Raw genomic sequence first — 25,527 nt, forward strand, 5'->3', positions numbered from 1 at the left:
AGATCGTTCATCGGATGGGAAAAGCATGATGAAAGACGAATACACGTAACCAGTCATACAAGATAACGAGCTGATGTTACGAATATTCCCCTAAAAAGAAAGTGAATGGAAAAGGTGGTATGTAAAAATGTTTCTTCCACAACTTTATACGATCACCTCGTATTCTTTGTTGCAAAGTACGATTCGCATAAACGAATACGTTCGAGAAGCAAAGAAACTAGGCTATCAGACATTAGCGATCACAGATAAGGATGTGCTATCTGGGGCAGCGGAATTTTACCGCATCTGTATGAGTGAAAAAATACAACCAATTATTGGACTGAACTTGACCTACCAGTTTCAAGAACGTCATTATGAGTTACTACTCTACGCAAAAGATAGGATCGGCTACCAACAATTGATCAAGCTCTCAAGCAAGAAAATGATCCGAGAAAAAATCGAGCTTCACGAGATCGATGAACTCGATCATTTGCTTGTCGTTTTACCAACCAAAAAATCGATTACTGATGACTACGGTGTGTCAGCATCATTTGATAGCCATTGGCAAAGTTTGCAAGAAAAAATAGCATCTTCTCATCTTTATGTAGGTGTCACAGAAGAAACGCCTCTAGAAGCTCCAGAATGGCTAGCTTATTTACGAGCAAATCAATTTCAACTTTGTGCAGTACATCCGATTGCTAGTTTGCACCAAGAGGAACTTTTTTCTTTGGAAACAATGAAACATCTGCGTGAAGGAACGCAACTCTCTTTTGATGAAGTGCGACAAACGACTCGTGATTCAGCCACAGGTTTTTTACTTCCCGAAGCAGAATTACGACAAAGATTCATAAACGCAGGATTGGAAGAAGCGTTGAACAATGCGCAGCAATTAGCTAAAACAGTAACTTTTGAATTTCAGTTCCATCAGAAATTACTACCACATTATCCGGTACCAGAAAATCGAAGTGCAGGAGAGTATTTACAGGAACTTTGTCAGAAGCAATTAGGTAAGCGTGTAGAAAAGATCACTGCAGCTTATCAAGAGCGCTTAGATTATGAACTGTCAGTGATCCACCAGATGGGATTTGATGATTATTTCTTGATCGTTTGGGATGTCATGGCTTTTGCTCATAAAAACAACATCGTTACTGGTGCTGGTCGTGGTTCAGCTGCGGGGTCATTAGTCGCCTATGTGTTGGAGATCACAGATGTAGATCCATTGGAGTACGACTTGCTATTTGAACGTTTTTTGAATCCAGAACGATACACGATGCCAGATATCGATCTAGACATTCCTGATAATCGCAGAGAAGAAGTGCTGATTTATGTTCGTGAGAAATATGGTCAATACCATATGGCACAAATCGCCACGTTTGGGACCATGGCAGCTAAAATGGTACTAAGAGACGTGGCACGTGTCTTTGGCCTTTCACAAAGCGAAGCAAATCGTTGGTCTAAAGCGATTCCTAATCAATTGAAAATGACGTTGAATGAGGCTTATCGAACTTCTAACAAGCTGGTTGAATTAGTACAAGCGAGTGAAAAAAATCAATTGTTGTTCCATACTGCAAAAATACTTGAAGGTTTGCCAAGACACGTTTCTACTCATGCAGCTGGTGTCGTTTTAAGTGATAAGAATCTACTAGAGTTAGTTCCTTTACAAAAAGGATCAGATGAAGCATATTTGACTCAGTATACAATGAATGATGTCGAAGCTATTGGGTTGTTAAAAATGGATTTTCTTGGATTAAGAAATCTGTCTATTATCGATTACACAGTGAAAGCAATCAAACGTGTCGAAAACAAAGATATCGAACTAAAAGAAATACCATTAGATGATCCTAAAACTTTACAGCTTTTCCAACGTGGCGAAACAACAGGGGTCTTTCAATTCGAATCTGCCGGGATTCGGAATGTCTTGCGAAGATTAGGACCAGAAAACATTGAAGATATTGCCGCTGTCAACGCCTTGTATCGTCCTGGACCAATGCAAAATATCGATACATTTATCGCTCGTAAGAAAGGGAAGGAAAGAATCCATTATCCCGACGATTCACTACAACCGATGTTGAAAAATACGTATGGCGTCATTGTGTATCAGGAACAAATTATGCAGATTGCTTCAACCATGGCTGGATTTTCTCTTGGACAAGCGGATATTTTGAGGCGAGCAATCAGTAAAAAGAAAAAAGACGTGATTGATCAAGAAAGAGATCATTTTGTTCAAGGTGCCAACCAACAAGGGTACAGTAAGGAAAAGGCCAATGAAGTGTACGAATATATCGAACGCTTTGCTAACTATGGGTTCAATCGTTCCCACGCGTTTGCTTACTCCTTTGTTGGCTTTCAAATGGCCTATCTCAAAGTTCATCACCCTGGTGCATTTTTTATGAGTTTGATGAATTCCGTCCGTCACAACACGGCAAAGTTAAAAGAGTATATTGCTGAGGCAAAAAAGTATAAAATAAAGCTGACCCCTCCATCCATCAATCAAAGTTTTTATGGTTTTGAGCTGACGGATAAAGGAACCATTCGTTTTGGATTGACAGCAATCAAAGGTGTTCGTCGAGATTTTGTTGAGGAGATCATTCGTGAACGAAAAGAAAATGGGCCATTCCGTTCGGTTGATCAGTTTCTGATTCGTATCAATAAACGTTGGCTCAAATTGGAGTTGCTACAAACGTTAGTTGCATCAGGTGTTTTTGATGAATTAGTAGGAAACCGCAGACAATTGATGTTGGATCTGGAAGGTAAGATCCAAAACATCTTATATAGTGGTGGTAGTTTAGACCTTTTAGATATCATGGCTTTAAAAGAGGAAGAAGTCGCAGATTATAGCCTCGAAGAGAAGCTTCAATTAGAAGAAGAGCATTTAGGTGTCTATTTATCTGGTCATCCGACAGAAGGGTATGAGCGACTTAAATTAGCAAAAAAAGTCCATTTAGTCACAGAAATCGTCCCTAAACAAGCTACAAATGTTTTAGTGATGGTCAAAGAGGTAAGAGAGATCCGTACGAAAAAAGGAGCGTTGATGGCTTTTATCAGCGGAACAGATAGTAGTGGAGAAATAGCTATTACCGTTTTTCCAGAGCTGTACCGACAAGCGCGTCCATTATTCAAAGAAAATCAAGTGATTTTCGTGCAAGGACGTTCAGAAATCAGTAAATACAATCAAGAATTGCAGCTGATTGCAGAAGTAGTCGCTGATCCTGAAGAATTGCAACAGCAGTATCCAGAACAAACGTGTTATTTGAGAATCAGAGAAGAGGCAGATCAACCAGATACGATGAAACAACTGCAAGAATTGTTCAAAAAATTCCCAGGATATATTCCTGTTGTGATGTATCATGAAAAAGACCAACGAAAAGTTGTGTTATCTGAAGCCTTTTGGCTCGATGGTTCAGACAGTCTCAAGAAGCAATTAGCTTACCTTTTAAAAGAAGAAAATGTTGTTTTCAAATAACTTACGGTAAAAGATACTATTTGCTTTCATTTTTTTTCATTTTTTTATCAGGAAATCAAGACAAGTGAGCAAAATAATGTTAGAATGTTAGTCGTGGTTAATACAAAGAAGGTTATAAACCTAAGTCTTGCTTAGGATAAAGTAATTTAATGAGGTGAAGATGAATATGAAACGCATCGGAATTTTGACTAGTGGTGGAGATGCTCCTGGGATGAATGCAGCAGTTCGTGCAGTCGTTCGTAAAGGTATATATGAAGGATTGGAAGTTTACGGGATCAATTATGGTTTTGCTGGACTAGTTGCCGGAGATATCCGTCGATTAGATGTTGCAGATGTCGGTGATAAGATCCAACGCGGAGGTACATTCTTATACTCTGCACGTTATCCTGAATTTGCAACAGAAGAAGGACAATTAAAAGGAATCGAACAATTGAAAAAATTCGGTATCGAAGGTCTTGTTGTGATCGGTGGCGATGGTTCTTACCATGGCGCGATGGCTTTGACTAAACGTGGTTTCCCAGCAGTGGGTGTACCAGGTACGATCGATAACGATATTCCAGGAACTGATTTTACGATCGGTTTTGATACAGCAATCAACACAGTATTAGAATCAATCGACCGTATCCGTGATACAGCAACTTCGCACGTTCGTACATTCGTGATCGAAGTGATGGGACGTAATGCTGGAGATATCGCTTTATGGTCAGGTGTTGCTGGTGGAGCGGATGAGATCATCATTCCTGAGCATGATTTTGATATGGCAGTTGTTGCCAAAAAAATCCAAGATGGCCGCGATCGTGGCAAAAAACATTGCTTGATCATTTTGGCAGAAGGCGTAATGGGCGGAAACGAATTTGCAGAAAAATTGTCAGAATATGGCGATTATCATACACGTGTATCGATCTTAGGACACGTTGTACGTGGTGGTTCACCAACTGCACGCGACCGTGTATTAGCAAGTAAATTTGGTGCACATGCTGTTGAACTATTGCAACAAGGTAAAGGTGGTTTGTGTATCGGTATTCGCGACAACGATATCGTTGAGGCTGATATCATCGACACACTAGAAAATAACAAACACCAACCAGATTTATCATTATATGACTTGAACAACTCACTTTCTTTCTAATAAAGAAAAGTAGTCAGATAAATCAATAGATATATATGGGAGTGGGAAGCAGGTCTTCCCAATATCTAACAGATATTTAAGCTTTGAATGGCTTTAAATAAACAATTTGAATGGGAGAGTTTTGTAAAATGAAAAAAACGAAAATCGTTAGTACATTAGGACCAGCCAGTAATTCAGTAGAAACTATTTCTAAATTGATTGAATCTGGAGCAAATGTCTTCCGCTTCAACTTTTCACATGGTGACCATGAAGAACAATTATCACGTATGGTAATGGTTCGCGAAGCAGTGAAGAAAACTGGTAAAGATGTTGGCATCCTTTTAGATACAAAAGGTGCAGAAATCCGTACAACAGTTCAAGGCACAACTGAAGAAGATTTTGGCCGTGCAGGCTACATCAAATTTGAAGTTGGCGACAAAACACGCATCTCAATGGACCCTGAACATGTAGGTTCAAAAGAAAAAATCGCAGTAACTTATCCAGGTCTTTTTGAAGACGTTCATGTAGGTGGACATATCTTATTCGATGATGGTTTGATCGACATGGAAATCATTGAAAAAGATGAAGCAACGCGTGAATTAGTAGTAGAAGTGAAAAATGCAGGTATGCTGGGATCACGTAAAGGTGTTAACGCACCAGGCGTTTCAATCAGCTTACCAGGTATTACACCAAAAGATGCAGACGATATCCGCTTCGGACTAGATAACGACATCGACTTCATCGCTGCAAGTTTTGTTCGTAAAGCACAAGACGTATTAGATATTCGTGAAATTTTAGAAGAAAAAGACATGACACATGTTCAAATCTTCCCTAAAATCGAATCTCAAGAAGGTATCGACAACATTGATGAAATCATCAAAGTTTCTGATGGTATCATGATTGCTCGTGGAGACATGGGTGTTGAGATCCCTGCTGAATTAGTACCAATGGTTCAAAAACGTATCATCAAAAAATGTAACGCTGCGGGTATCCCAGTAATCACTGCAACACAAATGTTAGAATCAATGCAAGAAAACCCACGTCCAACACGTGCGGAAGCATCTGACGTTGCCAATGCAGTATTTGACGGAACAGACGCAACAATGTTATCAGGTGAATCAGCAAATGGTGACTATCCTGTTGAAGCTGTTGCAACAATGGCTCGTATCGACCAACAAGCTGAATTAGCATTAGCAGAATTAGGTTCATTCCAATTAAATGAATTTGACAAAACTGATGTAACAGAAACAATCGGTCTATCAGTGGCACGTGCTGCGAAAAACTTAGGCGTAAAAACAATCGTTGCTGCAACTGAATCTGGTTATACAGCAAAAATGATCTCTAAATACCGTCCAGATGCTGATATCTTAGCTGTCACATTTGACGAACGCACAAAACGTGGTTTGATGCTTAACTGGGGTGTATATCCAACAGTTGCAGAAAAACCAACAACAACAGACGAAATGTTTGAATTAGCTGCGAAAAAAGCAGTCGAATTAGGTTTCGCTTCAGAAGGTGACTTGATCTTGATCACTGCTGGTGTACCAGTTGGTGAACGTGGAACAACAAACGTAATGAAGATTCAAATGATTGGTTCAAAATTGCTTGAAGCACAAGGAATCGGTCAACAATCTGTTGTAGCGAACGCTGTAGTTGCTTCATCAGCAGCAGAAGCAATCAAAAAAGCAAAAGATGGTATGGTATTAGTTGTTCCTTCAACTGACAAAGAATTCATGCCTGCAATCGAAAAAGCAGCAGCAGTAGTTGTTGAAGAAGGCGGTTTGACTTCACATGCAGCAGTTGTGGGAATTGCACAAGATATTCCTGTAATCGTTGGTGCGAAAGATGCAACTTCAACGATCAAAGATGGTGAATTGATCACTGTTGACGCTCGTCGTGGTATCGTTTATCGCGGAGAAACAACAGCTATCTAATTGAAATCAAAATCAAAAAGAGTGTTGAGAGAAATCTCAGCACTCTTTTTTTGTTTTTTATTGTGTGTGAGTTGAGCAAGTCATTTTTGGGTTTTCATAAATTCATGGATGACTTCGATCACGTTTTCATGTAAAACCGTTGGTAACTGCTGTGCACGAGTGGCTAATGAAATCAAAAAACGTGGTTGAGCAGTATCTGCTAAAGGAATAGCTACGAGATTATCTTCAGGATGAATCGCGATCTCGGTGAGAAAGCCAATCCCGATATTTTCTCGGATCATGCTTTTCAAAATAGTTAAGTCATTACTCTGATAAACGATCTTAGGTACAATATGCGTTTGCTTAGAAAGCTTTGTAAACGCAGCAGGATGGACGTAGTGTTCATTTAATAAAACAAATTGATCGTTGACTAGCTCCTTAAAAGAAACGCTTGTACGATCTGCTAGAGGGTGTGAAGGGGACACAACGATCATGAAGCATTTATCCAACAATGGCTCGACTTCTAGCTTTTGATCAACGATCGGTTGCGTTGATCCAAGAATCGCAAGATCAATCCGCCCTTGATGAATCATGCCATATAGATCACGAGAACCTCCGTCGATGATATCGATTTGACCCATTAATTGATGCTTGATAAAATAGCTCGATAATTTTGGGAAATATTCATTGCCAATGATAGGTGGCATACCAAAGCGCAATTTTTTCTTTTGTAGCTGAGCAATCTCTGCCTTAGCAAGTGTAATTTCTTGTAAGACGGATTGTGCATGGATCAATAATTGCTTACCAGCAGGAGTGATAATCAATTCATGATGGGAACGATCTCTTGTAATCAGTGTGGCACCAATTTCTTTTTCTAGGCGTTGTAAGGCATAAGTAATCGTCGGTTGACTGACCTCAAAAAACTTAGCCACCTTAGTAAAGTTTTTTTGTTTGACGATTTGAACATAGTATTCAAGATCTCTTGTATTCATGAATCGATTCGCTCCCTTGACATATAAATAATGTTTATTGTAATCGATAATTTTGACTATAACAAACCTAAAAGACTACACTTAAAAAAGAAATAAGTAATCTGCTAGGCTAGTGGCACGCGAATCGTCTTTTAGATTAAAACAAAAAATAGAAGAAGCAACATGTTTGAGCAGTGCTGGCTCATATCTACAAAGAGATTGCTTCACTAAATGGGTACTGAGGAGATGGAAGAAATGGTATTTTTTCAATCAATTGAAAGTGTGATCAGTATAATCTTGATGATTGGATTAGGCTATGTACTAAAAAGCTTGGGGTGGTTTGATGAACAGTTTGGGGGAAGTATCTCTTCCTTGATCACTAAAGTAGCTTTACCCGCCTCGATTTTTGTTTCAGTTATGAAGAATTTAACTAAAAGCAGTTTGATTGAACTATCTGGAAGTTTGATATATCCGATCGCTGCAGTGATCATTTCCTACTTGATTGCTTATGTACTAACAAAATTACTCAAGATACAACCAGGTAGACGGGGGATTTTTATGAATGCAGTAGTGAATGCCAATACGATATTTATTGGCTTGCCACTCAATATTGCCCTTTTTGGCGAAGCCTCTTTACCTTACTTTTTAATTTATTATGTGACAAATACCGTATCGACCTGGGCATTTGGTGTGTTTTTGATCGCTAATGATGACCCGACAAAAGATCGAACAGAAAAGAAAACGAAGCTGAATTGGAAAAAGCTTTTGCCAGCGCCTTTATTAGGTTTTATCCTTGCGCTTTTCTTCTTGGTGTTAGAGATCCCTGTACCTGATTTTGTCAATTCAACACTAAATTATGTAGGCGGGATCGTGACGCCATTATCATTGATCTATATCGGAATTGTTTTATACGATGCAGGGTTGAAAAGTATTCGATTTGATCGGGATACGATCGTGGCTTTGATCGGTCGATTTATCTTAGCACCAGCTATATTGATTGGACTGATGGTAATAGGTAAATATGCCTTTGGTGCAGAACTAGCCCCTCTACTGAAACAAACGTTGATCGTACAGTCAGCTACACCTATGCTAGCTGTCTTACCAATCCTTGCAAATGAAGCACACGGTGATGTGAAGTATGCAACGAATCTTGTCACGACGAGTACCTTACTATTTGTGTTCGTTGTACCTATTTTAATGCAATTGATCCAATACATTTGATATCTGATCAAACGGTGATAGCTAGCGACAAAGTAAACGCAGAGCGAATAAATCTCACGTAGATGAGAAAAACGCTCTGTGTTTTTTTATGAAGTGTAAGGTGTCAAGAAAATTTCATTGACAACCGACTTTTTGCCCTGTATAATAGCTTTTGTTGCTTAGGAGTGATGAAACTATGAAATGGTCTTTATTGGAATTGAGAAAATACCAAGAGACACCGTTAACTTTTCATGAGACCCTTGACGTAAAAAAGGCTCTTATGAAGCGAGACGATTCAATTTTAGATGTTGCGCCTGTGGAAGTCGAAGGTCTAGTCTCAGTAGATAACAAAGGCTATCTCGTTCATTACACTGCGCAGACGACACTGACTGTTCCGTCCACTCGTTCATTGACACCAGTTGAATTACCAATCAAACTGTCTGTAGATGAATTGTTTATGACGATGGAGCAATACCAACGTAGAGATGTACAGTTACCTTCAGAAGAGATCCTCTTAATCGAAGGAACGCATCTAGATGTGACAGAGTCGATCGAAGACAACATTTTATTGGCGATTCCGATGCGTGTACTCACAGAAGAAGAAGAGCATTCCACTGAATTACCGAAAGGGAACGATTGGGAAGTGCTATCCGAAGAAGAGTACGAAAAACGCAAAACGGAAGAAGCTGAGACAAAAGTAGATCCTCGTCTTGCAAAACTATCAGAATTTTTTGATTCAGCATCAGAAGAAGATGATAACGCGTAAGATTGGAATATATTGTATCAAATATTGATACGAGACTTTACAAGGAGGTGTAGCAAAATGGCAGTACCAGCTAGAAGAACATCGAAAGCTAAAAAAGCAAAACGTCGTACTCATTACAAATTGACAATCAAAGGATTGAACGAATGTCCAAACTGTGGTGAAATGAAAAAAAGCCATCACGTATGTGCAAGTTGTGGTTACTACGATGGTAAGGACGTAATGTCTAAAGAAGCTTAATACATTTTATTTAGAAAATGTAAAACCTCAAGGCTAACCATGGAGCCTTGAGGTTTATTTTTTTGATTCTGAAATAACAATTGTATTCGGAATGATAAGAAGTAAGAAACATCACCGATTCGTACTTATTTGGTTTGCAAGTAAGCTATGTTAAGCTATAATTAGAGAGATTAGGGAGAACATCCCATATGTAGGAGGAGTTTATATGTCAAAACAACAAATCGGCGTTGTCGGAATGGCCGTCATGGGTAAAAATCTAGCCCTTAACATTGAAAGCCGCGGCTACTCTGTTGCACTATTCAACCGTACAGGAGCAAAAACAACAGATGTGGTAGAAGAACATCCAGACAAAAACTTCAAAGCAACATACACGATCGAAGAATTTGTTGATTCAATCGAAAAACCACGTCGTATTCTTTTGATGGTCAAAGCAGGACCAGCAACAGATGCAACGATCCAAGAATTATTACCACATTTAGACAAAGGTGATATTTTGATCGATGGCGGGAATACCTTCTTCCAAGATACGATTCGTCGAAATGAAGAATTAGCCAACTCTGGTATCAATTTTATCGGGACTGGTGTTTCAGGTGGAGAAGAAGGTGCGTTGAAAGGACCTTCGATCATGCCTGGTGGACAAAAAGAAGCGTATGAATTAGTTGCACCGATCCTTGAACAAATTTCTGCAAAAGCAGAAGACGGCACCCCTTGTGTAACTTACATTGGTCCAAATGGTGCAGGTCATTATGTCAAAATGGTCCACAATGGGATCGAGTATGGTGATATGCAACTGATTGCTGAATCTTATGACTTGATGAAAAATATTTTAGGTTTATCTGTCGATGAGATGGCTGATATCTTCAAAGAATGGAACGAAGGTGAATTAGATAGCTACTTGATCGAAATCACTGCGGACATTTTGACACGTAAAGACGATGAAGGTACAGGTCAACCGATCGTAGACGTGATCCTTGATGCTGCAGGGAATAAAGGAACAGGGAAATGGACAAGTCAAAGTGCTTTAGACCTTGGTGTGCCACTTCCATTGATCACAGAGTCTGTCTTTGCCCGTTATATCTCTGCATACAAAGATGAACGTGTACAAGCAAGCAAAATCTTGACACATACGAATGATTTTGAATTCAACGGCGATAAAAAAGAATTTATCGAAAAAATTCGTGAAGCGTTATACTTCAGCAAAATCATGAGCTATGCACAAGGGTTTGCACAGCTACGTGTCGCATCGAAAGACTATGGCTGGGATTTACCATTCGGTGAAATTGCAAAAATCTGGCGTGCCGGCTGTATCATCCGTGCTCGTTTCTTACAAAAAATCACTGATGCCTACGAAAACAATCCTGACATTGAAAATCTATTATTGGATGACTACTTTGTTGAGATCACTAAGAAATACCAACAAGCCGTGCGAGAAGTTGTTGCATTAGCTGTTCAAGCAGGCGTACCGGTACCAACATTCTCTTCAGCGATTGCTTACTTTGATTCATACAGAGCCGAACGTTTGCCTGCAAATATCATCCAAGCACAACGTGATTATTTTGGCGCACACACGTATGAACGTGTTGACAAAGAAGGAATCTTCCATTACTCATGGTATAACGAAGATTAATCAGCTTCTTTATTCTTCAACATGCTAAACAAATAAGTAATAAATGAAAGAGCTGAGGTCATTTTATAGAGGGCGACTTCAGCTCTTTTTTAAAATAGTATTCCATGATAAAATGATTATAGATTTTAAATTAACTATTGGTATAATAATGGAGTTTAGAAGCCTAGGAGAGAAAGGACAAAATTGAATGAGTAATATTCTAATCATTGAAGATGAGAAAAACTTAGCCCGATTTGTCGAGTTAGAATTAAAACATGAAGGGTATAATGCTGAAGTACATTACAACGGACGAACAGGTCTGGATGCTGCTTTGAATAATGAGTGGGATGCAATTTTATTAGACTTGATGTTACCTGAATTGAACGGACTTGAAGTTTGTCGTCGCGTACGCCAAGCGAAAAATACACCAATTATCATGATGACTGCGAGAGATTCTGTCATTGATAGAGTTTCTGGTTTAGATCATGGTGCAGATGATTATATCGTCAAACCATTTGCAATCGAAGAATTGTTAGCGCGTCTACGTGCTTTATTACGCCGCATCGACATCGAAGGAGACAAAAATGTGGCAAAACAAACAACGATCACTTATCGCGACTTAACGATCGAAAAAGAAAATAGAGTCGTACGTCGTGGCAATGAAGTCATTGAATTAACGAAGCGTGAATATGAACTATTACTTACTTTGATGGAAAATGTCAACGTGGTACTTGCACGGGATGTTTTATTAAACAAAGTTTGGGGCTACGAAACCGAAGTGGAAACAAACGTAGTGGATGTGTATATTCGTTATCTCCGTAATAAAATCGACGTTCCTGGTGAGGAAAGCTATATTCAAACAGTACGTGGGACTGGTTACGTGATGCGCTCGTGAGCAATTACAATCAAACCGAAAAAAGAGAACTTAAAGGTCCATCCTTGACGATCAAGTGGGCCTTTGCAAGTTCTTTCTTCATATTTGTCGTCTTTACGATTTTTGCAGTGATCACCTATAAATCATCGATCAATCTGATCGTAGCTAAGGAAAGAGCAAATGTCGAACATACCATTTCTGAAGCGGCTTCTCGTTTATCAAATTCAGATGAGGAGTTGACATTGATCAATGCCTATCGAAACTTAACGAACGCTGACCAAACCGGTGGTACTGGAGATGATACTGCTGTCATTGAAGGGAACTTGATGAAAATCGACTCCTTTATTTCCGAACTTGGTCAAGCATCGATGGATCTGTATGTTTACGATCTGGATGAAAAATTGATTTTTAAAACACACGAAAAAAGTCGTTCATTGATCCAAACGACCAGGAAGATCCCAACGATCGTTACTTTAGACGGGAAAACTGGCTTTTTATCGATCCAACCTATTTATTCTAAACAAACAAGAGAAAAAATCGGCTATACTCAAACGTTTTATGAACTTTCATCTTTCTATGATATAAGAAATAATCTTTTGTTGACTTTGATCGTGCTAGAGATTGTCTCCTTGATACTAAGTAGTATCTTAGGTTTCTTCCTATCTTCCTACTTCTTAAAACCGTTAAAAGTATTACGAGATACGATGGATACGATCCGTAAAGATCCACAATCAGATATCCATATGCCAGAGATTGATACAGATGATGAGTTAGCAGACCTTGCTGAGATCTTCAATGAAATGCTAGATCGTATGCGTCTGTATATCGAACAACAAGAACAATTTGTGGAAGATGTATCACATGAATTAAGAACACCTGTAGCAATTATTGAAGGGCATCTCAGCTTATTGAATCGCTGGGGGAAAGATGATCCCGAAATTTTAGAAGAATCCCTAACTGCAAGTATGCAAGAAATCAGTCGGATGAAAAGCTTAGTACAAGAAATGCTAGATCTATCACGTGCAGAGCAAGTGGATGTTTATTATGCCAACGAAACGACGAATGCAAAAGAAGTGACTTACCAAGTATTCAATAATTTTAAATTACTTTATCCTGATTATGTTATTACACTGGATGATGACTTACCTAAAGAAGTAACACTACAAATTTTTAGAAATCATTTTGAACAATTGATTATCATCATTTTAGATAATGCGGTAAAGTATTCAACGACAAGAAAAGAAGTCCATATCTCCATTTCATCCACGCTTAGCGAATTTGAGATCGCGATCCAAGATTTTGGTGAGGGAATACCTGAAGAGGACTTGAAGAAAATATTTAATCGTTTTTATCGTGTAGATAAAGCAAGAGCACGAACAAAAGGTGGAAATGGCTTAGGATTGTCGATTGCCAAACAACTTGTAGAAAGCTATAAAGGAAGAATATTAGCAGAGAGTGTAGTAGGGCAAGGGACGATTTTTAGAATTTTTGTACCAATTGTACGAACAGAAGACAAGTAAAGTGATGACTTTGCTTGTTTTTTTTTATGGGTTTATCGACAAACTTCCCTAGGCTATTGATTTCTAAGAAGTTCTTACGTAGCTTTCCCCTTAAAAAGAGACGAACTTTAATTGAGAAATACTAGAATAATACAATTAAATAACATCAAAAAACTGTTGATTTTTAAACATCTTCTACGAATATTCGGCTTTGAAAATAATCGTTGAAAAAAGCATTTTTTCTATTGCAATTTTTTTAAGTCCTTGATATATTATTATTTGTTCTGACAAAGCAGTAAGAAACGTCATGATAAATTGTTGAATTTAAATGTTGACGAGGTTTTGATGCTGTGTTATAATAACGGAGTCGTTAAAAATAAGGTGATAAAAACCTTAATATACCAACAAAAAAGTTGTTGACAAATAACAACTGAGATGATATATTAATGAAGTCGCCAAGAAACAACGACAAACAACTTTCTAAGTTAAGAAAGAAAAACTTATTGACAACTTCTTAAAGAAATGTTAAGATATAAAAGTTGTTAAATAAGAAAGAATAGACCTTTGAAAACTGAACAAAGTAAGACAAACCAAATGTGTAGGGCGTCTTGATTCAATTCAAGACAACAAACATTTTTAACAAGCAAGCAATATGCTAGCAAACAATTGAGCTTAACAAATGAACTATATGATGTTCGAAAGTAAATTTCGAACTACAGTTCCACATCAGCTTTCGCTGTGAGGAACTAGCATATTATGAGAGTTTGATCCTGGCTCAGGACGAACGCTGGCGGCGTGCCTAATACATGCAAGTCGAACGCTTCTTTTCCCACCGGAGCTTGCTCCACCGGGAAAAGAGGAGTGGCGAACGGGTGAGTAACACGTGGGTAACCTGCCCATCAGAAGGGGATAACACTTGGAAACAGGTGCTAATACCGTATAACAATCGAAACCGCATGGTTTCGTTTTGAAAGGCGCTTTACGGTGCCGCTGATGGATGGACCCGCGGTGCATTAGCTAGTTGGTGAGGTAACGGCTCACCAAGGCCACGATGCATAGCCGACCTGAGAGGGTGATCGGCCACATTGGGACTGAGACACGGCCCAAACTCCTACGGGAGGCAGCAGTAGGGAATCTTCGGCAATGGACGAAAGTCTGACCGAGCAACGCCGCGTGAGTGAAGAAGGTTTTCGGATCGTAAAACTCTGTTGTTAGAGAAGAACAAGGGTGAGAGTAACTGTTCACCCCTTGACGGTATCTAACCAGAAAGCCACGGCTAACTACGTGCCAGCAGCCGCGGTAATACGTAGGTGGCAAGCGTTGTCCGGATTTATTGGGCGTAAAGCGAGCGCAGGCGGTTTCTTAAGTCTGATGTGAAAGCCCCCGGCTCAACCGGGGAGGGTCATTGGAAACTGGGAGACTTGAGTGCAGAAGAGGAGAGTGGAATTCCATGTGTAGCGGTGAAATGCGTAGATATATGGAGGAACACCAGTGGCGAAGGCGGCTCTCTGGTCTGTAACTGACGCTGAGGCTCGAAAGCGTGGGGAGCAAACAGGATTAGATACCCTGGTAGTCCACGCCGTAAACGATGAGTGCTAAGTGTTGGAGGGTTTCCGCCCTTCAGTGCTGCAGCTAACGCATTAAGCACTCCGCCTGGGGAGTACGACCGCAAGGTTGAAACTCAAAGGAATTGACGGGGGCCCGCACAAGCGGTGGAGCATGTGGTTTAATTCGAAGCAACGCGAAGAACCTTACCAGGTCTTGACATCCTTTGACCACTCTAGAGATAGAGCTTCCCCTTCGGGGGCAAAGTGACAGGTGGTGCATGGTTGTCGTCAGCTCGTGTCGTGAGATGTTGGGTTAAGTCCCGCAACGAGCGCAACCCTTATTGTTAGTTGCCATCATTTAGTTGGGCACTCTAGCAAGACTGCCGGTGACAAACCGGAGGAAGGTGGGGATGACGTCAAATCATCATGCCCCTTATGACCTGGGCTACACACGTGCTACAATGGGAAGTACAACGAGTCGCGAAGTCGCGAGGCTAAGCTAATCTCTTAAAGCTTCTCTCAGTTCGGATTGTAGGCTGCAACTCGCCTACATGAAGCCGGAATCGCTAGTAATCGCGGATCAGCACGCCGCGGTGAATACGTTCCCGGGCCTTGTACACACCGCCCGTCACACCACGAGAGTTTGTAACACCCGAAGTCGGTGAGGTAACCTTTTTGGAGCCAGCCGCCTAAGGTGGGATAGATGATTGGGGTGAAGTCGTAACAAGGTAGCCGTATCGGAAGGTGCGGCTGGATCACCTCCTTTCTAAGGAATATTACGGAGACTACACACGTTTGTCGATACTTTGTTCAGTTTTGAGAGGTCTACTCTCAAAATTTTGTTCATTGAAAACTGGATATTGAAGTAAAAATGTAAGTAATACAAACCGAGAACACCGCGTTGAATGAGTTTTTTAATAAGTTCAATTGCTTATTTTTCTTGATTGGACTTCTATCGCTAGAAGAAAGATCAAAACCCAACCGTAAGGTTGATAAGGTTAAGTGAATAAGGGCGCACGGTGGATGCCTTGGCACTAGGAGCCGATGAAGGACGGGACTAACACCGATATGCTTTGGGGAGCTGTACGTAAGCTATGATCCAGAGATTTCCGAATGGGGAAACCCAGCATCTTTTATAGGATGTTACGTATACGTGAATACATAGCGTATACGAGGTAGACGCAGAGAACTGAAACATCTAAGTACCTGCAGGAAGAGAAAGAAAATTCGATTCCCTGAGTAGCGGCGAGCGAAACGGGAAAAGCCCAAACCAATGAGCTTGCTCATTGGGGTTGTAGGACTCCAATATGGTAGTTCTTTCAGATAGTCGAATGACTTGGAAAAGTCAGTCAGAGAGGGTGAAAGCCCCGTAGATGAAATTTGGAAGGCACCTAGGAGGATCCTGAGTACGGCGGAACACGAGGAATTCCGTCGGAATCCGGGAGGACCATCTCCCAAGGCTAAATACTCCCTAGTGACCGATAGTGAACCAGTACCGTGAGGGAAAGGTGAAAAGCACCCCGGAAGGGGAGTGAAATAGAACCTGAAACCGTGTGCCTACAACAAGTCAAAGCCCGTTCATGGGTGATGGCGTGCCTTTTGTAGAATGAACCGGCGAGTTACGATTGCATGCGAGGTTAAGTTGAAGAGACGGAGCCGCAGCGAAAGCGAGTCTGAATAGGGCGTTTGAGTATGTAGTCGTAGACCCGAAACCATGTGATCTACCCATGTCCAGGTTGAAGGTGCGGTAAAACGCACTGGAGGACCGAACCCACGTACGTTGAAAAGTGCGGGGATGAGGTGTGGGTAGCGGAGAAATTCCAAACGAACTTGGAGATAGCTGGTTCTCTCCGAAATAGCTTTAGGGCTAGCCTCGGAATTGAGAATGATGGAGGTAGAGCACTGTTTGGACTAGGGGCCCATCTCGGGTTACCGAATTCAGATAAACTCCGAATGCCATTCATTCATATCCGGGAGTCAGACTGTGAGTGATAAGATCCATAGTCGAAAGGGAAACAGCCCAGACCACCAGCTAAGGTCCCAAAATATATGTTAAGTGGAAAAGGATGTGGGGTTGCACAGACAACTAGGATGTTGGCTTAGAAGCAGCCACCATTTAAAGAGTGCGTAATAGCTCACTAGTCGAGTGACCCTGCGCCGAAAATGTACCGGGGCTAAACATATTACCGAAGCTGTGGAGTACACCTTTAGGTGTATTGGTAGGAGAGCGTTCTAAGGGCGTTGAAGGTAGATCGTGAGGACTGCTGGAGCGCTTAGAAGTGAGAATGCCGGTATGAGTAGCGAAAGACAGGTGAGAATCCTGTCCACCGAATGACTAAGGTTTCCTGGGGAAGGCTCGTCCGCCCAGGGTTAGTCGGGACCTAAGCCGAGGCCGACAGGCGTAGGCGATGGACAACAGGTTGATATTCCTGTACTCGTTGTTTTTGTTTGAGCAATGGAGGGACGCAGGAGGCTAAGGAATGCAGACGATCGGAAATGTCTGTCCAAGCAGTAAGTCTTGATAGGAGTCAAATGCTTCTAACTTTAAGGACAAGCTGTGATGGGGAGGGAAATAATAGTACCGAAGTTCCTGACGTCACACTGCCGAGAAAAGCTTCTAGTGAGAAAACAACGACCCGTACCGCAAACCGACACAGGTAGTCGAGGAGAGAATCCTAAGGTGAGCGAGAGAACTCTCGTTAAGGAACTCGGCAAAATGACCCCGTAACTTCGGGAGAAGGGGTGCTGATCGTCAGATCAGCCGCAGTGAATAGGCCCAAGCGACTGTTTATCAAAAACACAGGTCTCTGCAAAATCGTAAGATGAAGTATAGGGGCTGACGCCTGCCCGGTGCTGGAAGGTTAAGAGGAGTGCTTAGCGTAAGCGAAGGTACGAATTGAAGCCCCAGTAAACGGCGGCCGTAACTATAACGGTCCTAAGGTAGCGAAATTCCTTGTCGGGTAAGTTCCGACCCGCACGAAAGGCGTAACGATTTGGGCACTGTCTCAACGAGAGACTCGGTGAAATTTTAGTACCTGTGAAGATGCAGGTTACCCGCGACAGGACGGAAAGACCCCATGGAGCTTTACTGTAGTTTGATATTGAGTGTCTGTACCGCATGTACAGGATAGGTAGGAGCCGTAGAAGTCGGAACGCTAGTTTCGATGGAGGCGCTGGTGGGATACTACCCCTGCGTTATGGCCACTCTAACCCGCACCACTAATCGTGGTGGGAGACAGTGTCAGATGGGCAGTTTGACTGGGGCGGTCGCCTCCTAAAGAGTAACGGAGGCGCCCAAAGGTTCCCTCAGAATGGTTGGAAATCATTCGAAGAGTGTAAAGGCAGAAGGGAGCTTGACTGCGAGACCTACAAGTCGAGCAGGGACGAAAGTCGGGCTTAGTGATCCGGTGGTTCCGCATGGAAGGGCCATCGCTCAACGGATAAAAGCTACCCTGGGGATAACAGGCTTATCTCCCCCAAGAGTCCACATCGACGGGGAGGTTTGGCACCTCGATGTCGGCTCGTCGCATCCTGGGGCTGTAGTCGGTCCCAAGGGTTGGGCTGTTCGCCCATTAAAGCGGCACGCGAGCTGGGTTCAGAACGTCGTGAGACAGTTCGGTCCCTATCCGTCGCGGGCGTTGGAAATTTGAGAGGAGCTGTCCTTAGTACGAGAGGACCGGGATGGACTTACCGCTGGTGTACCAGTTGTTCTGCCAAGGGCATTGCTGGGTAGCTATGTAGGGAAGGGATAAACGCTGAAAGCATCTAAGTGTGAAGCCCACCTCAAGATGAGATTTCCCATTTCTTTAAGAAAGTAAGATCCCTGAGAGATGATCAGGTAGATAGGTCAGGAGTGGAAGTACAGTGATGTATGGAGCGGACTGATACTAATCGATCGAGGACTTAACCAAAATAAAATGAAAAACTCGGAGAGTTTCTTACGGATACTTCAAATCCAGTTTTGAGTGAACAAGATTTACTCAATATAGATAACACCAAGTGTGGTGGCGATGGCGAGAAGGATACACCTGTAACCATGCCGAACACAGAAGTTAAGCTTCTTAGCGCCGATTGTAGTGAGGGGTTGCCCCTTGTGAGAGTAGGACGCCGCCACGCTGGTATTATTATTCCGGCATAGCTCAGTTGGTAGTAGCGCATGACTGTTAATCATGATGTCGTAGGTTCGAGTCCTACTGCCGGAGTTCTCATTTATGAGAAGAGTAATGAGCTTCTTTCACTCTGGAGAGTTGTCCGAGAGGCCGAAGGAGCATGATTGGAAATCATGTAGATGGTGTAAACTGTCTCAAGGGTTCGAATCCCTTACTCTCCGTAATTGATGTTTTACTGGCCCGTTGGTCAAGCGGTTAAGACACCGCCCTTTCACGGCGGTAACACGGGTTCGAATCCCGTACGGGTCATTTAATTGGATACATTGGAGGTTTAGCTCAGCTGGGAGAGCATCTGCCTTACAAGCAGAGGGTCAGCGGTTCGATCCCGTTAACCTCCATAATGATTTGGTTCCGTGGTGTAGGGGTTAACATGCCTGCCTGTCACGCAGGAGATCGCGGGTTCGATTCCCGTCGGGACCGTCATTTCTATTCAATTAAAAAAATAAATAATTTATTCTTTATGGCGCGGTAGCTCAGTTGGTAGAGCAACGGATTGAAGCTCCGTGTGTCGGCAGTTCGATTCTGTCCCGCGCCACCATGGAGGAGTAGCGAAGTGGCTAAACGCGACGGACTGTAAATCCGTTCCTTAGGGTTCAGTGGTTCGAATCCACTCTCCTCCATTTTATAGGGGCATAGTTTAAAGGTAGAACAGCGGTCTCCAAAACCGTTAGTGTGGGTTCAATTCCTGCTGCCCCTGCCATGGCGGATGTGGCGAAGTGGTTAACGCATCGGATTGTGGCTCCGACATTCGTGGGTTCGATTCCCATCATTCGCCTTTTTTTTCATTGGGGTATAGCCAAGCGGTAAGGCAAGGGACTTTGACTCCCTCATGCGTTGGTTCGAATCCAGCTACCCCAGTCCTATAAATATTAATTTATAGCTTAAAATAGTATAATGGCGGTATAGCCAAGTGGTAAGGCAGAGGTCTGCAAAACCTTCATCACCGGTTCAAATCCGGTTACCGCCTTAGTACTAATTACATTGCCGGCGTGGCGGAATTGGCAGACGCGCTGGACTCAAAATCCAGTGCCCGTTGAGGGCGTGCCGGTTCGACCCCGGCCGCCGGTATTAACTAAGATGACTACATCTTAGTTTTTTATTCGGAAATTAAATAACAAATTATTTTATTATGGCGGATGTGGCGAAGTGGTTAACGCATCGGATTGTGGCTCCGACACTCGTGGGTTCGATTCCCATCATTCGCCCTTTATTATTGGGGTATAGCCAAGCGGTAAGGCAAGGGACTTTGACTCCCTCATGCGTTGGTTCGAATCCAGCTACCCCAGTTTTTATCTATTTATTTGCCGGCGTGGCGGAATTGGCAGACGCGCTGGACTCAAAATCCAGTGATCTCACGATCGTGCCGGTTCGACCCCGGCCGCCGGTATTTTGGCACTAATGTAGTCTATACGTTGGTGCTTTTTTCTTTGTTTGACGTTATCGGCATTGAGACATATATACGAACGGATAATATACGCCAGGAAAAATATCTAAGTGATTAAAAATAGCCTGTATAGTTTGTTGTGGAAGTGGCTGAATTTAAATGAGTGATTCTATCCATTAGAAGCGTCCAATCCTCTTGTGTAGGAATATTAGGCAAACGGTGAATCGGACACGGGAAATCTTCGTTTACATGTAGATCATAGTTGCAGATGATCAGGTTGGCTTGATGATCATTGATTTCTTTTTTTGTCACTGGTTGTTCAATCAAAAATTTGACTGAGATTTGTCGCAAGAAGAGTAATTCTGCTTCTTGAATAATATAATCGTCCATCGAGGGACAACTTTGTAGTGCTACGATGACCCTCAGAGGTTGTTGTGAGTTGATCCTTAAAATCGTTGCATGGAACTTGGTCAGGCTAGCAGCTAAATGATCAAGATGTGTGAACTCAAACATCGGATGGACTTTTAATCGCTCTAAATGCTGAAGCCAAAGGTGAAAAAGCTCTGGGTATTTTTTTTTCATTAAATCAATCAAAGCAACAGAGGTCATTTCATATGAAGGGCTCATCTTTGAGAGTAATCTCGTATTGATCAAGAAGGCTTCGATTTTATCTAAAGCACCATTATCCAGCATCTGTTTTGGAAAAACCTGTAATAAAAAACGTTGGACTGCATCGACCACCACTGCACCTTCTTGACAACGAAAGGCGTAGGTTCGTTCTTCATCTAATCCTTGCCAATTTGAATAAGAGACACAATGTAAAAAAACAAGATACAGCCATAGCGATTCTGATTCAGGAATCGTTAGCTTGAAGAGTGAAGAATAGTAGGAGGCAATCAGATGTTCAATCAGCTGATTGCCTCGATTTTTTTTGACTAAAGCAACGGTGCTATTGTTAAAGTGACAAAAATTTTTAGACTGCCCTCTAACTTTAGCAATCGATAACCAAAGCGAAAAACGAAAATGGCTAAAATGTAGAAAAGTTATCCCACTTTTTCGACCATGAGCGATAATTGATTGCGCATGGTGATTGCTATCAGAATCGATGATCTGACTATCACCAAAGCTTGAATAAAAAGAAAAGAGTAAAAAACGAATATCTTCTTCTTTGCCAATAAAAGTGAGCGGACCGGTTGCTTTCGATATGCGATACTCTTTCAGTACTTCATTCATATGACGAATGATATTGAAAATTGAACTACGAGAGATCATCAAGTAGTCCGATAATTGTTCTGTACTATACGTTTTGTTATGAAGCAATAGATCCATCATACGATAAATGGTTGTATCTTTAGCTAGTATAGTAATGACTGAATCGACAGAGATTTCTTGAGGGTCTATTTGTAAGAATCCTTGTTCATTGTAAGTAATCTGAAAATCAATCGTAGGTAAGGAATGATTGATAATATCGATATCTTTTCGTAAAGTTGGTTTTGAAATTCCTAACCCTTTGTGATAGATCACTAAGGGTTAAATTCTTACTTTGGTGCGTACGTATAAACTGTAGTAAGTTATACTGTCGTTTGAATTGATTATCTAATTGTAATGTCATAGGTAAATTATTCATGAGAGAAACCTTTCTTTAAGACAAATGTAGAATTTGATAATAAGTACACTTTAGAAGATGAAAATATAGTTATTACTAATAGTGTATTAGTTATTTAAAATTTGATCAATTTTTTTATCATTATTTTCACATTTTTATTTAACTATTTCCGATGAGCGATGATTTACCCGACTTTTTTTGGCATTATCTTTGATAAAACTTATTTTTAAGCGGTGAATTTCATTTGTGAATTAGATGAAATATTATTTTAAATAGATAAAACGTTATGCTGAATCTCATTTTTCTTAAATTTAATAATGAATATAATTGATTTTGTGTAATTTTAGTTAGGGATACAAGGTTATTTATTTACTTAATCTAATCTTATTTTAAATAAAAACTTATTTTATGGATATAAATATGTAGTGAGATATTCAGTTGGTAACAATGATTTTTAGCAGTAGTAACAAGTTTGAATCTGAATTTATTAGAAATGGAAATAGTATTTCTAACTAAATAACGAAAATTAAATTACTAAATATTTAGTAAAATAAATCGTTTTCTTTTCTTGCCAGTCACGTTATAATAGATAAAAATGATCACTAGGGGGTAGTGAAATGACGAAGTTAACATTAGCGATTTATGATAAAGAAAGAGTTCCAAGAAAAAGTTTTCAAGGAGAAGAAGAAATAGAAAAAGATTTGGTTGTGACAGCAGAAAATTTTGTGCATTTGTCTATGAGAAAATTTGAGTACCAAGAAGGAGATCAAATTGCTGTCGAAATGGATGAGTCTGGGAGGTACCTATGGGTCAAACTAGATGAAACTTTAGAAAGTTCACTGATCTATCTACCGGGAAATAAATGGACCTATGAAGTATCATTTCATTCCAATCGTATCAAAGCCAGACCGGAGACTCGTTTTTCTGGGGGACGACATTATCTAAGTGTTCGTTGTGCTTCTGAAGAGGAAGTGAAGATGTATCGTAATTTAGCGTTGAATCCGCATGATCAAAAAGAAGAAACTGGTGCGTATCCACATGCGAGTGCAAATGTGGAAACGAGAAATGATGCCACTTTCTTTGCATGTAATGCGATTGATGGCGTATACGCGAATCATTCTCATGGTTCATACCCATTTCAATCTTGGGGCATCAATCAGCAAGCTGATGCAGCTTTGACGATTGGTTTTGGTCGAGAGGTCCAATTGGATAAAGTTGGTTTTACATGGCGAGCAGACTTTCCGCATGATAGTTACTGGACGAATGTGACGATTCAGTTTGACGATGGAACTAGTGAAACGTTTGCGACCGAAAAAACAGCTCAACCACAATATTTTTCATTTAGTGCAAGAAAGACCAAAACTATTCGCTTTTGTGATCTTATTCAAGCGAATGACCCATCGCCGTTTCCTGCATTGACGCAAATTGAATTGTGGGGCATGAATGATCAGCCGATGAAAGGATAAGCAATGAAAAAATACTTTTTGAAGCAACTGTCAGAAGCCAAAAAAGAGTATCTTACGAATAAAGTAGTTCCTGAGTTGCCAGTCTCGGGGTATAGAGAGTTTTTGATGACTGGAGAGCGATTGGTTTTTGAGAAGGCGTACTTTGCAAGACGTAAACATGCTACTGTCTTGGCGTTGTCCTTATTGCAAAAAAAAGAAGCCGAAGTAGTTGAAGGGTTAGAACAAGTTTTGTGGGGGATCTGCAATGAGTATAGTTGGAGTTTACCAGCTCATTTACCAATTGAAGCGAATCACTTTCGTGTGGATTCCCCGACATGGATCGATTTATTTGTAGCTGAGACAGGACAAATGTTAGCAGAGATAGTCAATTTGTTTGAGAAAGAATTATCTGAACTATTGACGTTTCGAATCCGGTCGGAAATCGATCGACGACTCTTCGTTCCTTTTGTAACAAACACATGGCCGTTTGAATCATTTGAGAACAATTGGAGTGCGGTTGTAGGTGGTTCGATTGGTATGGCTGCCTTGGATATACAAGAAAAAGGCGGTAAATCACAAGCGGAGATATTGAGGAAAGTAGATCGTTGTATGGCCTCTTATTTACGAAGTTTTGGGATGGATGGCGCATGTGAGGAAGGCGTCAGCTATTGGGCATATGGATTTGGTTATTATATTTATTTTGCAGAAAAATACCAACAAGTTTATGATGATGACCGCTATCTGTTGGGTGATAAAGTGAAAAAGATCGCGGCTTTCCCTAATGATGTGATGCTCTCTGAAACAGAGGCTATACCGTTTTCCGACTACCACCCAGCGGACTTACCAAGTGGATTATTGAGTTTCTGTCAGGAAAGGTTCCATGTCGCAATTCCTGAAGTTGTGAGAATCAATGACTTAGATTTTGATCATTGTTATCGTTTTGCCCCTTTATTACGTAATTTACTCTGGTCAAAAAGACATATTGTGAATGATCAAAAAGAAGTCCTTCATTATTTTGAGGATGTAGCATGGGGCGTTCTTCAATCTTCGAAAGAAAATTTGGTGTTTGCAGCAAAGGGAGGACGAAATGATGAAAGCCATAATCATATAGATATTGGTCATTTCGTATTTGGTACGAGAGAAGACTTATTTCTTACCGATCTTGGAGCGGGAGAATATACAAAAGATTACTTTGATGAAAAAACACGTTATCTTTTCTTAGTGAACAGCGCACTTGGGCATAGTATTCCTATCGTTGCGAACAGTTACCAATTACCTGGAGCTGTTGCGGCAGAACATACGAGTTTTCAATCAACGAGAACTGGTGGAGTCTTCAAGACAGAATTGGCTTCCACGTATCCTTCGCAGATAGGACTACGCCAGATGGATCGGACAATAGAAGTGGATCGTTCGAAACGACAACTTGTTTTGAGTGATGCATTTACATTCGAAAAAGAAAATCAGTTAGTTATTGAAAATTTTATAACGACGAATCCAGTGGAAGTTATAGGGAAAACGGTATGTATCACAGGAGAAAAAGAAAAGTGTGAGATGTATTTTTCAAAACCTGTGCAGTTGATCAAAGAAAGTTATTACGATCACTATGGCCAAAAAAATGAAGCTACGCTGATCCAAGCGACTTATCAGTTGCTGAAAGAAGAAACAATCCAGATCGAGATTGCGATCAAAAGTAAATGAGGGCACGTGATTATCAGCGGTAAGCGTGGGACTTGTTTAATGGAATGAGGTAGTGACACACA

Annotated in this window: 13 protein-coding genes, 15 tRNA genes and 3 rRNA genes; 29 read left to right on the top strand and 2 right to left on the bottom strand. The window is 41.0% G+C overall.

Annotation, left to right across the window (positions count from 1 at the left end; all coding sequences use genetic code 11):
• Positions 1-127 precede the first annotated feature (127 nt).
• The 3 genes from dnaE to pyk all read left to right on the top strand — a co-directional run bounded on the left by dnaE (position 128) and on the right by pyk (position 6,484).
• Complete coding sequence (gene dnaE / locus IGJ95_RS05065; protein ID WP_438761520.1) at positions 128-3,442, top strand: DNA polymerase III subunit alpha; 3,315 nt, start codon at positions 128-130, stop codon at positions 3,440-3,442.
• 166 nt (positions 3,443-3,608) lie between these two features.
• A complete protein-coding gene (gene pfkA / locus IGJ95_RS05070; RefSeq protein WP_034691339.1) occupies positions 3,609-4,571 on the top strand; it encodes a 6-phosphofructokinase in 963 nt (320 codons plus the stop codon).
• A gap of 128 nt (positions 4,572-4,699) precedes the next feature.
• Positions 4,700-6,484: a pyruvate kinase gene (gene pyk, locus IGJ95_RS05075; RefSeq protein WP_010735840.1), complete on the top strand. Its 1,785-nt coding sequence runs from the start codon at positions 4,700-4,702 to the stop codon at positions 6,482-6,484.
• Positions 6,485-6,564: 80 nt separating this feature from the next.
• Here pyk and IGJ95_RS05080 read toward each other — a convergent pair whose 3' ends face one another.
• Positions 6,565-7,455 carry a LysR substrate-binding domain-containing protein gene (locus IGJ95_RS05080; protein ID WP_019723060.1) on the bottom strand — a complete coding sequence of 297 codons (891 nt, stop codon included), beginning with the start codon at positions 7,453-7,455 and terminating at the stop codon, positions 6,565-6,567.
• Between the two features lie 234 nt (positions 7,456-7,689).
• Here IGJ95_RS05080 and IGJ95_RS05085 point away from each other — a divergent pair, with 234 nt between their 5' ends.
• The 24 genes from IGJ95_RS05085 to IGJ95_RS05200 all read left to right on the top strand — a co-directional run bounded on the left by IGJ95_RS05085 (position 7,690) and on the right by IGJ95_RS05200 (position 20,719).
• Complete coding sequence (locus IGJ95_RS05085; protein WP_019723059.1) at positions 7,690-8,655, top strand: AEC family transporter; 966 nt, start codon at positions 7,690-7,692, stop codon at positions 8,653-8,655.
• Positions 8,656-8,830: 175 nt separating this feature from the next.
• Positions 8,831-9,400: a YceD family protein gene (locus tag IGJ95_RS05090; RefSeq protein ID WP_010735837.1), complete on the top strand. Its 570-nt coding sequence runs from the start codon at positions 8,831-8,833 to the stop codon at positions 9,398-9,400.
• Positions 9,401-9,457: 57 nt separating this feature from the next.
• Positions 9,458-9,637 (top strand): 50S ribosomal protein L32, encoded by a 180-nt coding sequence (gene rpmF, locus IGJ95_RS05095; protein WP_010735836.1) that lies wholly within the window; start codon positions 9,458-9,460, stop codon positions 9,635-9,637.
• A gap of 205 nt (positions 9,638-9,842) precedes the next feature.
• Positions 9,843-11,264 (top strand): NADP-dependent phosphogluconate dehydrogenase, encoded by a 1,422-nt coding sequence (gene gndA, locus IGJ95_RS05100; RefSeq protein ID WP_034688385.1) that lies wholly within the window; start codon positions 9,843-9,845, stop codon positions 11,262-11,264.
• Between the two features lie 187 nt (positions 11,265-11,451).
• Entirely contained in the window at positions 11,452-12,138 is a 687-nt protein-coding gene (locus IGJ95_RS05105) for a response regulator transcription factor (RefSeq protein WP_010735834.1), read from the top strand.
• The gene (locus IGJ95_RS05110; RefSeq protein WP_065096743.1) at positions 12,135-13,637 is read left to right on the top strand and encodes a HAMP domain-containing sensor histidine kinase; all 1,503 of its coding nucleotides are present in this window, start codon (positions 12,135-12,137) and stop codon (positions 13,635-13,637) included. Before IGJ95_RS05105 ends, IGJ95_RS05110 begins: the two co-directional genes overlap by 4 nt.
• A 731-nt stretch (positions 13,638-14,368) precedes the next feature.
• Positions 14,369-15,929 (top strand): 16S ribosomal RNA (locus IGJ95_RS05115).
• A gap of 230 nt (positions 15,930-16,159) precedes the next feature.
• Positions 16,160-19,074, top strand: a 23S ribosomal RNA gene (locus tag IGJ95_RS05120).
• A gap of 89 nt (positions 19,075-19,163) precedes the next feature.
• A 5S ribosomal RNA gene (gene rrf / locus IGJ95_RS05125) occupies positions 19,164-19,279 on the top strand.
• Together the 16S, 23S and 5S rRNA genes with 15 tRNA genes alongside form the textbook arrangement of a ribosomal RNA operon.
• Before the next feature lie 12 nt (positions 19,280-19,291).
• A tRNA-Asn gene (locus IGJ95_RS05130) sits at positions 19,292-19,365 on the top strand.
• A gap of 39 nt (positions 19,366-19,404) precedes the next feature.
• Positions 19,405-19,493 (top strand) — tRNA-Ser (locus tag IGJ95_RS05135).
• A gap of 16 nt (positions 19,494-19,509) precedes the next feature.
• Positions 19,510-19,581 (top strand) — tRNA-Glu (locus IGJ95_RS05140).
• Positions 19,582-19,597: 16 nt separating this feature from the next.
• Positions 19,598-19,670: transfer RNA gene (locus IGJ95_RS05145), tRNA-Val, on the top strand.
• A 9-nt stretch (positions 19,671-19,679) separates the two neighbouring features.
• Positions 19,680-19,752 (top strand) — tRNA-Asp (locus IGJ95_RS05150).
• Between the two features lie 42 nt (positions 19,753-19,794).
• Positions 19,795-19,870: transfer RNA gene (locus IGJ95_RS05155), tRNA-Phe, on the top strand.
• Between the two features lies 1 nt (position 19,871).
• A tRNA-Tyr gene (locus IGJ95_RS05160) sits at positions 19,872-19,952 on the top strand.
• A 6-nt stretch (positions 19,953-19,958) separates the two neighbouring features.
• Positions 19,959-20,032, top strand: a tRNA-Trp gene (locus IGJ95_RS05165).
• A 2-nt stretch (positions 20,033-20,034) separates the two neighbouring features.
• Positions 20,035-20,107 (top strand) — tRNA-His (locus IGJ95_RS05170).
• An 11-nt stretch (positions 20,108-20,118) separates the two neighbouring features.
• Positions 20,119-20,190, top strand: a tRNA-Gln gene (locus tag IGJ95_RS05175).
• A 38-nt stretch (positions 20,191-20,228) separates the two neighbouring features.
• Positions 20,229-20,299, top strand: a tRNA-Cys gene (locus IGJ95_RS05180).
• A gap of 16 nt (positions 20,300-20,315) precedes the next feature.
• A tRNA-Leu gene (locus IGJ95_RS05185) sits at positions 20,316-20,400 on the top strand.
• 64 nt (positions 20,401-20,464) lie between these two features.
• Positions 20,465-20,537: transfer RNA gene (locus tag IGJ95_RS05190), tRNA-His, on the top strand.
• Between the two features lie 9 nt (positions 20,538-20,546).
• Positions 20,547-20,618: transfer RNA gene (locus IGJ95_RS05195), tRNA-Gln, on the top strand.
• A gap of 17 nt (positions 20,619-20,635) precedes the next feature.
• Positions 20,636-20,719 (top strand) — tRNA-Leu (locus tag IGJ95_RS05200).
• A gap of 111 nt (positions 20,720-20,830) precedes the next feature.
• Here IGJ95_RS05200 and IGJ95_RS05205 read toward each other — a convergent pair.
• Positions 20,831-22,240 (bottom strand): helix-turn-helix domain-containing protein, encoded by a 1,410-nt coding sequence (locus tag IGJ95_RS05205; protein WP_322743846.1) that lies wholly within the window; start codon positions 22,238-22,240, stop codon positions 20,831-20,833.
• Positions 22,241-22,939: 699 nt separating this feature from the next.
• On the opposite strand from IGJ95_RS05205, the gene IGJ95_RS05210 reads away from it, so the two are divergent.
• On the top strand, positions 22,940-23,788 hold the full coding sequence (locus tag IGJ95_RS05210) for a hypothetical protein (RefSeq protein ID WP_137072144.1): 849 nt from the start codon (positions 22,940-22,942) through the stop codon (positions 23,786-23,788).
• A 3-nt stretch (positions 23,789-23,791) separates the two neighbouring features.
• Entirely contained in the window at positions 23,792-25,465 is a 1,674-nt protein-coding gene (locus IGJ95_RS05215) for a hypothetical protein (protein ID WP_438761522.1), read from the top strand.
• Positions 25,466-25,527 lie beyond the last annotated feature (62 nt).

The sequence above is a fragment of the Enterococcus sp. AZ156 genome (assembly GCF_051714165.1).
Taxonomy (GTDB): Bacteria; Bacillota; Bacilli; order Lactobacillales; family Enterococcaceae; genus Enterococcus_B; species Enterococcus_B pernyi.

Excerpts from the sequence above, each read along its gene's own strand:
- dnaE (WP_438761520.1), top strand. The coding sequence starts at position 128 with ATGTTTCTTCCACAACTTTATACGATCACCTCGTATTCTTTGTTGCAA.
- pfkA (WP_034691339.1), top strand. The coding sequence starts at position 3,609 with ATGAAACGCATCGGAATTTTGACTAGTGGTGGAGATGCTCCTGGGATG.
- pyk (WP_010735840.1), top strand. The coding sequence starts at position 4,700 with ATGAAAAAAACGAAAATCGTTAGTACATTAGGACCAGCCAGTAATTCA.
- IGJ95_RS05080 (WP_019723060.1), bottom strand. The coding sequence starts at position 7,455 with ATGAATACAAGAGATCTTGAATACTATGTTCAAATCGTCAAACAAAAA.
- IGJ95_RS05085 (WP_019723059.1), top strand. The coding sequence starts at position 7,690 with ATGGTATTTTTTCAATCAATTGAAAGTGTGATCAGTATAATCTTGATG.
- IGJ95_RS05090 (WP_010735837.1), top strand. The coding sequence starts at position 8,831 with ATGAAATGGTCTTTATTGGAATTGAGAAAATACCAAGAGACACCGTTA.
- rpmF (WP_010735836.1), top strand. The coding sequence starts at position 9,458 with ATGGCAGTACCAGCTAGAAGAACATCGAAAGCTAAAAAAGCAAAACGT.
- gndA (WP_034688385.1), top strand. The coding sequence starts at position 9,843 with ATGTCAAAACAACAAATCGGCGTTGTCGGAATGGCCGTCATGGGTAAA.
- IGJ95_RS05105 (WP_010735834.1), top strand. The coding sequence starts at position 11,452 with ATGAGTAATATTCTAATCATTGAAGATGAGAAAAACTTAGCCCGATTT.
- IGJ95_RS05210 (WP_137072144.1), top strand. The coding sequence starts at position 22,940 with ATGACGAAGTTAACATTAGCGATTTATGATAAAGAAAGAGTTCCAAGA.
- IGJ95_RS05215 (WP_438761522.1), top strand. The coding sequence starts at position 23,792 with ATGAAAAAATACTTTTTGAAGCAACTGTCAGAAGCCAAAAAAGAGTAT.